The organism is Lentzea sp. NPDC055074, assembly GCF_053608005.1.
The window spans coordinates 16,006-24,639 of the sequence record NZ_JBSGUQ010000038.1 but is presented as its reverse complement, the minus strand read 5'-3'; the positions used below and the strand labels follow the sequence as shown (position 1 = coordinate 24,639).

The following is an 8,634-nucleotide window of genomic DNA, read 5'->3' as shown; positions in this document are numbered from 1 at the left end:
TTTGTTGGGGTGTTCAAAACCACACTAATCGGGTGCTGTTCACACACCCCCACAGACATGCAGCAAGTGCTATGGCGCGACTCGTGATGGGACCCCACCGCCCAGCCCTTGTGGAAAGACTGCTCGCCTTCGGCATCGCGCCCACTCGGCTGGCCGCTGGCTGTGGAACCTGACTGGGGAGTCAGGCGTCCTTCGGGTGCGCGAATGTCCGGTTCCCGGCTTCGTCATACTGGGATTTCAGCAACAGCTAGCTACGAGGTGCGATTTCACGTGTGCGGAGTGCTCGGACTCATCTGTTCCACCGAAGCCACTGCGGCCTCCGCGCGCGCCTCTGTGGCTGCGGCGTTGCGTTGTCAGCGGCACCGCGGTCCGGACGAGCAGGACACCTGGGCTGACAAAGAGGTCGTGTACGGGTTCAACCGGCTCGGGTTCATCGACCTCGAGCACTCCCACCAGCCGTTGGTGTGGGGGCCGCCGGAGAACCCGACGCGGTACACGCTGAACTTCAACGGCGAGATCTACAACTACAAGGAGCTCCGGGCCGAGCTCATGCGGAAGTTCGGGGCCCAGTTCAAGACCAAGGGTGATGGTGAGGCCATCGTCGCCGGGTACCACTTCCTCGGGGCCGACTGGGTCAAGATGTTGCGCGGCATGTTCGCGTTCATGATCTGGGACGCTCAGGAGCGGGTCGTTTTTGGAGCTCGGGACCCGTTCGGGATCAAGCCCCTGTACTGGGCCACTGGGCCTGGCGGGGTGGGGTTCTCGTCTGAGAAGAAGAGCCTGCTGCAGCTGACGGGTGTGCTCGGCATCAGTCAGGAGCTGGACCAGACGGCGTTGCAGCACTACCTGGTGTTGCAGTATGTGCCTGAGCCCGAGTCGCTGCACAAGGCCATCCGGCGGGTGGAGTCCGGCACGTCGTTCAAGGTGTCGCCGGGTGGACAGGTGCTGTTCAACCGGTACTTCAAGCCCGTGTTCAACCCTCGGCCGGTCAACGGGGCGCATGAGGCTGAGGCGCTGCACGAGCGCATCGCCGAGGTCATGCGTGACTCGGTTGCCAAGCACATGATCTCCGACCCGGACGTGACCGTCGGGGCGTTCCTGTCGGGCGGGATCGACTCGACGGCGACTGCCACGTTGGCGAAGCAGCACAACCCGAACCTCATCGCGTTCACCAGCGGTTTCGACCGGCAGGGGTACTCGGAGGTGGACGTTGCCGCCGAGACCGCGGCGGCCATCGGGGTGCGGCACGTCGTGAGGACCGTGTCGCCGGACGAGATGATGGAGGAGCTGCCGCTCATCCTCTGGTACCTGGACGACCCGGTGGCCGACCCGGCGTTGGTGCCGTTGTACTTCATCGCCAAGGAAGCTCGTAAGTACGTCAAGGCCGTGCTGTCCGGTGAGGGTGCGGACGAGCTGTTCGGCGGGTACGTGATCTACCACGAGCCCTTGTCGTTGGCGCCCTTCGAGAAGGTGCCCGGTGGGGTGCGCAAGTTGATGGGCGCTGTGTCCAAGTCCATTCCGGAGGGTGTTCGCGGGAAGGACCTGCTTCGGCGTGGGGCGCTGCGGCTGGAGGAGCGGTACTACGGGAACGCTCGCAACTTCAGCGACGACCAGGTGCGGGCGGTGTTCCCGGGGTATGTCGAGGGCATCGGCTTCAAGGACGTCACGGCGCCCTGGTACCGCGAGTCCGAGGACTGGGACCCGGTCGCGCGCATGCAGCACATCGACCTCTTCACGTGGTTGCGCGGCGACATCCTGGTCAAGGCCGACAAGGTGACGATGGCGAACTCCATCGAGCTGCGCGTGCCGTTCCTCGACCCCGAGGTGTTCCGGGTGGCGGCCGAGGTGCCGCTCGACCAGAAGCTCACCGAGGGGACGACCAAGTACGCGCTGCGCAAGGCGTTGGCGAAGATCATTCCTGCGCACGTGCTCAACCGGCCCAAGCTCGGGTTCCCGGTGCCCATCCGGCACTGGCTGCGCGCCGAGATGTACGACTGGGCGCGCGGGATCATCAACGACTCGCAGACCGGGCACCTGCTCGACAAGAACGCCGTGCTCGACCTGCTCGCCGAGCACAAGTCCGAGCAGTTCGACCGCAGCCGGCAGCTGTGGAGCCTGCTCTGCTTCATGATCTGGCACGGGATCTTCGTCGAGGGCCGGATCAGCCCGAAGGTGCCGGAGCCGGTGTACCCCGTCCGCCTCTGACGGGTGGTCTTGGCGACACCTCGACATGAAAGGCTTGTTAGTTGTCATAGGCTAACGAAGTGGCCACGGTGGGGAGAAGCGCGCGTTCGGCGTTCGTGATCGACACGCGACCGTTGAAGATCGTCGCGTATCGCCGGCTGTGGCTCTCCACGATCGTGACGGCGGTGGGCTCCCAGCTCACCGCCGTCGCCGTGCCCAAGCAGGTCTACGACCTCACCGGGTCCTCGGCGTGGGTCGGCATCGCCGCCGGCGTGGCGCTGGTGCCGTTGCTCGTGTTCGGGCTGTGGGGCGGTGCGATCGCGGACACCGTGGACCGCCGCAAGCTGCTGCTCGTCACAAACGTCGGCATCGCGGTCTCGTCGGTGCTGCTGTGGGTGCAGGCGGCGATGAACGTCGGCTCGGTGTGGCTCGTCATCGCGTTGCTCGGTCTTCAACAGGTGTTCTTCGCGGCCAACGCTCCGGCGCGCTCGGCGTCCATCGCACGGCTGGTGCCCGCCGAGCTGTTGCCGTCTGCCGGGGCGCTCGGATCGACGGTGATGCAGTTCGGCGCGGTGCTCGGGCCGTTGCTCGCGGGCGCGTTCATGCCGATCGTCGGGCTCTCGACGCTCTACCTCGTGGACGCCATCGCGCTCACCGTCACGGTCTACGCGGTGTGGAAGCTGCCCGCGATGCCACCGCTGGACGGGGTGATCCGGCGCGCCGGACTCCGCGACGTGCTGGCCGGCTTCACGTACCTTTGGGCGCAGAAGGTGCTGATGGCGAGCATGGTGCTGGACATCATCGCGATGGTGTTCGGCATGCCGCGGGCACTGTTCCCGGAGATGGCCCAGCACACGTTCGGCGACCCGCCCGGAGGTGGGTTCGCGCTCGGCGTGATCTTCGCGGCCATCCCGGTCGGCGCGGTGATCTGCGGCCTCACGTCCGGCTGGATCTCCAACGTCAGCCGGCACGGGGTGGCGTTGACGCTGGCCGTCGTCGGCTGGGGCCTCGCGATCACGGGCTTCGGTCTCGCCGGCTCGTTGTGGGTCGCGGCCGGGTTCCTCGCGCTCGCAGGTGCTGCCGACATGGTGTCGATGGCGTTCCGCGGCGCGATCCTGCAGTCGGCCGCGACCGACGAGATGCGCGGCCGGATGCAGGGCGTCTTCATCGTCGTCGTGGCCGGTGGGCCGCGCATCGCGGACCTGTTGCACGGCACGGGTGGCGCGGCGTTCGGCACGGCCGCGGCGGTGTCGGTCGGCGGCCTGCTGGTCGTCGTCGCGAGCGTCGCGATGGTCGCGCTGCTGCCGGCGATCTGGCGCTACCGGGTCAGTTCCGCGAGCTGATCTCCGCCGGGTTCGGCTCGGTGATCTTCACGTCGCCGCCCCAGTCGGTGAAGCGGGCCTCGTCGACGATCTGCGCGCCCTGGAACTCGGTGTAGAAGGTGATCCGGATCGGCAGGCCGTCGCGGTCGAGCTCGATCTCACCGGTCGAGCCGGGGACCTTCTGGTCCAGCGCGAGCTTGATCTCGGTGCGCAGGCCCTCGTCCTTCAGGGTGTCGTACGCCTTCTGGTAGTCGACGGAGACCGAGTACCGGGTGGTGCCGCCGACCTGGGCGGTCAGCTTGAGCTCGCCGCCCGCCTCCATCACCGGCAGGTGGTACGTCGTGAAGACGGCCTGCTGGTAGACGACGTCGTGGAAACCGAGCAGGGTCGTGGTGAAGTCGTCGTCCAGCTTGCGGTCGAGCTTCACCCACGGCTTGTCGGCAGGCAGCCCGAACACCGCGGCCGGCAGTTTCACGAACGCGGCGTCCTTCGTGGTCGAGAGCAGCCTCAGCTCGACCGGGTCACCGCCGGTCTGCACGGGACGGGTCGTCGTCGCGTCCATGCCCGGGACCTCGCCGCCCAGCCGCACGCTGCCGCTCGACGGTGCGCGCACGCCGCCACCCGTGGGCGGGGGCGTGACGGAGAAGCGGTAGGAGCCCTTCTCGTTGACGGTCTTGGTCACCGCCGCCACCAGGCTCTTCACGTCGCGGTGCTGGGAAGCGCTTTCGCTCGCGGGGTCGGACGACGAGCATGCGGTCAGCGCCAGCACGGCGAAGATCGCGGTTGCCGCGAGTTTCATCGTGCGATTGTTACATCAAACGGGTGAGGTAGGCGTCCGTTCGTGCTTGTGGCCAGGCAAAACGGGCAGAATCCTCGGGCATGGCTGAAGCGACTCCACAAACGGAGCAACCAGAGCTACATCGGGCAATCGGCCCGAAGCTGCTGCTGTTCTTCGTCGTCGGCGACATCCTCGGTACCGGTATCTACGCCCTCACCGGCAACGTGGCAGGCAAGATCGGCGGCGCTCTCTGGCTGCCCTTCCTGCTCGCGTTCGTGGTGGCGTTCCTGACCGCGTTCAGTTATCTGGAACTGGTCGGCAAGTACCCCAAGGCCGCCGGTGCCGCGCTCTACACGAACAGAGCGTTCAAGATCCACTTCCTGACGTTCATGGTCGCGTTCGCGGTCATGTGCTCCGGCATCACCTCTGCCTCGTCGGCCGCGCTGGCGTTCGGCCGCACATACCTGCGGCAGCTGCTGGTGGAGTTCTTCGACGTCGCGCTCAGCCCGGAGTCGCTCGTCATCACCGGTATCGCGATCGTCTTCATCGCGGCGCTGGCGGTCATCAACTTCCGCGGCGTGTCCGAGTCGGTCAAGGCCAACGTGGTGCTGACCTGCATCGAGCTGTCCGGCCTTGTGATCATCATCCTGATCGGCGCCTGGGCGGTCATCAACGGTGACGGCGACCCCGGCCGGCTCACCGAGATCAACGTGCCGTCCGGCAGCAACGTCATGCTCGCGGTCACCTCGGCGACGGCGCTCGCGTTCTTCGCGATGGTCGGCTTCGAGGACTCGGTGAACATGGCAGAGGAGTGCCGCAACCCGGTCAAGATCTTCCCGCGCGCGATGCTGTGGGGCATGGGCATCGCGGCCCTGATCTACGTGCTCGTCGCGATCACGTCGTCGCTGCTGATCCCGTCCGACGAGCTCGCGAAGGCCAGCAGCGGCGCGTTGCTGAAGGTCGTCACGGTCGGCGCCCCCGGCTTCCCGCTGTGGATCTTCGCGTTGATCGGCCTGCTGGCCGTCATCAACTCGGCCCTGATCAACATGCTGATGGCGTCGCGACTGCTGTACGGCATGGCGAACGAGAAGATCATCCCGAAGTTCTTCGGCGCCGTGCACCCGTTCCGCCGCACGCCGTGGATCTCGATCGTCTTCACGACCGGCGTCGCGGTGATCCTGGTGTCCACCGCGGACATCGGCAAGCTCGGCGGCACCACGTCGTTGCTGCTGCTGATCGTCTTCACCATCGTCAACATCGCGTGTCTCGTGCTGCGTCGCGAGCCGTCCGAGCACAAGCACTTCCGGGCGCCCACGTGGGCACCGGTGCTCGGCGCGATCACGTGCGCCTACCTCGCGATCCCGTGGACGTCCGGCCGCCCGGCCGACGACTACAAGATCGCGGGCTGGCTGTTGCTCGCCGGCCTGGTGCTCTGGGGCATCAACCGCGTGCTGCACGGCAAGGTGGAGACGCACCCGGAGAACCTCGGCAAGTAGTTCTCTAGTCCAGCAGGTGCTTCAGGAACCGGTCCGGGTCGCCCAGGAAGTTGCGGGTGAGCCGGACCGGTTCCGCTGTGTCGTAGGAGACTTCGTCGATCGTGTCGGTGACCTCGAGGATCGTCGCGTCCGGTGCGGCGAGCAGGATCGGCGAGTGGGTGGCGATGATGAACTGCGAACCCTCGTTCACCAGCTCGTGCATGCGCCGCAGGACCGTCAGGCAGCCTTTGACCGAGAGGGCGGCCTCGGGTTCGTCGAGGACGTAGAGGCCCCTGCCGCCGAACCTGTGGTTCATCAGGTCGATGAAGCTCTCGCCGTGCGACCGCTCGTGCAACGACTTCCCGCCGTACGACGCGTGAATCCCCGCGCCGATCCGGTCGATCTCGGTGGCGACGTTGTAGAACGACTCGGCCCTGAGGAAGAACCCGGTCTTCGGCTTTCTGGTGCCCCAGCGCAGGATCAGGTAGTCGCCGAGCGACGACTCCGTGGCCTTCGTGGCGAAGCGGAACGACTGGGTGCCGCCCTCGGCGTTGAAACCGGCCGCCACCGCGATCGCCTCGACCAGCGTCGACTTGCCCGCGCCGTTGTCCCCGACCAGGAACGTGACGGGTCTGCTGAGCTCCAGCGGGTTCCTGATCAGGTGCTGGACCACCGGCAGCGTGAACGGGTAGCGGTGCGTGTCGTCGACCTGGTCGAGGCGGACCTGGTGGATGAACGTCATGCGAGGCGCGCCAGCTCGACCGGGTCGTGCGCGCAGAACACCTCGGCCTCGCCGCTCGCCTTGAGGTCCTTCAGGCGTTCCACATTGGACAGACGCTGCTCGCGGATCGTCTCGGTCTGCTTGGCGGTGATCTTGAGGGCGAAGATGTTGCTCGGCGGCGTCTCGACCTCGCCGCGGTAGAAGTACGCGTCGCCGGCGTGCAGCAGCCAGCCGTCGTCGGACCGGACCGCGATGCCCGTGTGGCCACGGGTGTGCCCGATGAGCGGCACCATCAGGATGTCGTCGGGCAGGCCGGCGATGTCCTTGACGGCCTGGAAGCCGAACCAGTCCTCACCCTCGGCCTTGTGCGTCTGGAAGTTCACGCCGTCCCGCTGCGCCTTCGGGTACCGGGAACGCTCCTTGGGGCCCTTCGCGTTGACCGCGGCCTCCAACTCGGAGTCGAGCACGTGCACGGTGGCCTTGGGGAAGTCGCGCAGCCCGCCCGCGTGGTCGAGGTCGAGGTGGGTGAGCAGGACGTGCCGCACGTCGTCGGCCGTGTAGCCGCGCCTCTCCACCTGGCTGATCGCCGTTTCGGTGACGTCGAGCGCGGGCTTGAGCAGCGCGCGGCTCAGGCCGTCGATCGTCGCCTTCGGGTTGGTCACCTCGTTCATGCCGAAGCCCGTGTCGACCAGGACCAGGCCCTGGTCGGACTCGATCAGCAGGCAGTGGGCCACGAGACCGCCCGCGACCAGGGGAGGCCGGAACGTGGCGCAGTTGAGGTGATGAACCTTCATGGGCAAATCCTTCCGCTGGCCCCGTAGGCTTCAGCCTCATGTTGGGGATCTCGTACGAGGGTGCCACCGCCGTGATCACGACTGTAGGCGCGGGCCTGCGGTCTTTCGAGGTGGACGGTGTCCCGTACGTGGAGACATTCGGCGCGGACGAGAAGCCGCCGATGAGCGCCGGGGCCGTGCTGGTGCCGTGGCCCAACCGGACCGCCGGGGCTTCGTGGGTGCTGGACGGGGTGGTGCAGCACCTCGAGGTCACCGAGCCCGCCCGCGGGAACGCGGTGCACGGGTTGCTGCGGCGCCGGCCTTGGTCCGTTGTGGAGCACACCGGGTCTTTGGTGTCGTTGCGGGCGTTGATCGAGCCTCAGGCCGGGTGGCCTGCCGCTTTGGACGTCACCGTGTCCTATGCGTTGGATGATCGTGGGCTGACTGTCACGCATGGGGTCACGAACGTCGGGGACGTGGCCACGCCCTTTGGAGTGGGGACGCATCCCTATCCGCGGGCCGGGGAGGCTGCTACCGACTCGTGTGTTCTGACGTTGGCCGCCACGACCGTGCTGCCGTTGGACGTCGAGCGGATGGTGCCTTCCGGGCCTGCTGTGCCTGTGGACGGGACTGCGTTCGACTTCCGGGGTGGGCGGGTGTTGGAGGGTGTTCGGCTGGACACGCCGTTTGGTGGGTGTGAGCCGTCTGGGGACGGGCTTGTTCACCACACGTTGATGTCTGGTGAAGGTGGCGTCGAGGTTTGGGCCGATCCGGTGTTTCGGTGGGTTCAGGTCTATACGCCCGATTCTTATCCTGGGCGGGGGCGGGCTGTGGCTGTTGAGCCGATGACGTGTCCGCCGGATGCTTTGAACTCCGGGGTGGACTTGATCTGGGTTTCTCCCGGGGAGTCCTGGGGTGGTCGGTGGGGGATTCGGCCGTTGGACGGTGCTGGTTTGTAGGGTTTTCGGGTTGTGGGGCTGGCCGTTGCGTGGGCTGACCTTTGCGTGGGCTGACGTCTGCGGTGGGCTGCCTTTGCGATGGGCTGCCTTGGCGTGGGGCGGACCTTGCGTGGGGCGAGCCGTGTGTGGGCGGACCTTGCGTGGGGCGAGCCGTGTGGGCGGACCTTGCGTGGGGCGAGCCGTGTGTGGGGCGACCTAAGACGGTGGTCACCTTGAGGGCGGCCAGGTCACCTTGCGTGCTTCCCCTGGGGCTCTGCCCCAGACCCCGGCAATCTGATCAGGGGGCCAGCGCTGCCGGCAGGTAGATGGCACGCCTGTTGCGTAGAGCGGCTGCCTGTTGAGTTGTTTGGTTGCGTTGGCGGTGGGGTCCCATCACAAGCCGAGCCAAGAGCGGGCCACATCAGAGAAGGGGTGTCAAACCG

The 8,634-nt window shown here is 66.9% G+C and carries 7 protein-coding genes; 4 read left to right on the top strand and 3 right to left on the bottom strand.

Going from position 1 to position 8,634, the window contains the following annotated elements; all coding sequences use genetic code 11:
- Positions 1-270 precede the first annotated feature (270 nt).
- A complete protein-coding gene (gene asnB, locus ACWF7A_RS43615; protein WP_452256343.1) occupies positions 271-2,205 on the top strand; it encodes an asparagine synthase (glutamine-hydrolyzing) in 1,935 nt (644 codons plus the stop codon).
- Positions 2,206-2,264: 59 nt separating this feature from the next.
- A complete protein-coding gene (locus ACWF7A_RS43610; protein ID WP_452256342.1) occupies positions 2,265-3,527 on the top strand; it encodes an MFS transporter in 1,263 nt (420 codons plus the stop codon).
- Here the strand turns inward: ACWF7A_RS43610 and ACWF7A_RS43605 are convergent.
- Complete coding sequence (locus ACWF7A_RS43605; RefSeq protein ID WP_452256341.1) at positions 3,511-4,305, bottom strand: hypothetical protein; 795 nt, start codon at positions 4,303-4,305, stop codon at positions 3,511-3,513. The two genes, ACWF7A_RS43610 and ACWF7A_RS43605, sit on opposite strands and share 17 nt — an antisense overlap.
- 80 nt (positions 4,306-4,385) lie before the next feature.
- On the opposite strand from ACWF7A_RS43605, the gene ACWF7A_RS43600 reads away from it, so the two are divergent.
- The gene (locus tag ACWF7A_RS43600; RefSeq protein ID WP_452256340.1) at positions 4,386-5,780 is read left to right on the top strand and encodes an APC family permease; all 1,395 of its coding nucleotides are present in this window, start codon (positions 4,386-4,388) and stop codon (positions 5,778-5,780) included.
- A gap of 4 nt (positions 5,781-5,784) precedes the next feature.
- Here ACWF7A_RS43600 and ACWF7A_RS43595 read toward each other — a convergent pair whose 3' ends face one another.
- A complete protein-coding gene (locus ACWF7A_RS43595) occupies positions 5,785-6,501 on the bottom strand; it encodes an AAA family ATPase (RefSeq protein WP_452256339.1) in 717 nt (238 codons plus the stop codon).
- The gene (locus ACWF7A_RS43590) at positions 6,498-7,274 is read right to left on the bottom strand and encodes an MBL fold metallo-hydrolase (protein ID WP_452256338.1); all 777 of its coding nucleotides are present in this window, start codon (positions 7,272-7,274) and stop codon (positions 6,498-6,500) included. The genes ACWF7A_RS43595 and ACWF7A_RS43590 overlap by 4 nt, the downstream gene beginning before the upstream one ends.
- 38 nt (positions 7,275-7,312) lie before the next feature.
- Between ACWF7A_RS43590 and ACWF7A_RS43585 the strand changes: the two genes are divergently transcribed.
- Positions 7,313-8,212 carry an aldose 1-epimerase family protein gene (locus tag ACWF7A_RS43585; protein WP_452256337.1) on the top strand — a complete coding sequence of 300 codons (900 nt, stop codon included), beginning with the start codon at positions 7,313-7,315 and terminating at the stop codon, positions 8,210-8,212.
- Positions 8,213-8,634 lie beyond the last annotated feature (422 nt).

Coding starts and splice junctions, on each gene's coding strand:
- ACWF7A_RS43585 (WP_452256337.1), top strand. CDS start 7,313: ATGTTGGGGATCTCGTACGAGGGTGCCACCGCCGTGATCACGACTGTA.
- ACWF7A_RS43595 (WP_452256339.1), bottom strand. CDS start 6,501: ATGACGTTCATCCACCAGGTCCGCCTCGACCAGGTCGACGACACGCAC.
- ACWF7A_RS43605 (WP_452256341.1), bottom strand. CDS start 4,305: ATGAAACTCGCGGCAACCGCGATCTTCGCCGTGCTGGCGCTGACCGCA.
- ACWF7A_RS43600 (WP_452256340.1), top strand. CDS start 4,386: ATGGCTGAAGCGACTCCACAAACGGAGCAACCAGAGCTACATCGGGCA.
- ACWF7A_RS43590 (WP_452256338.1), bottom strand. CDS start 7,274: ATGAAGGTTCATCACCTCAACTGCGCCACGTTCCGGCCTCCCCTGGTC.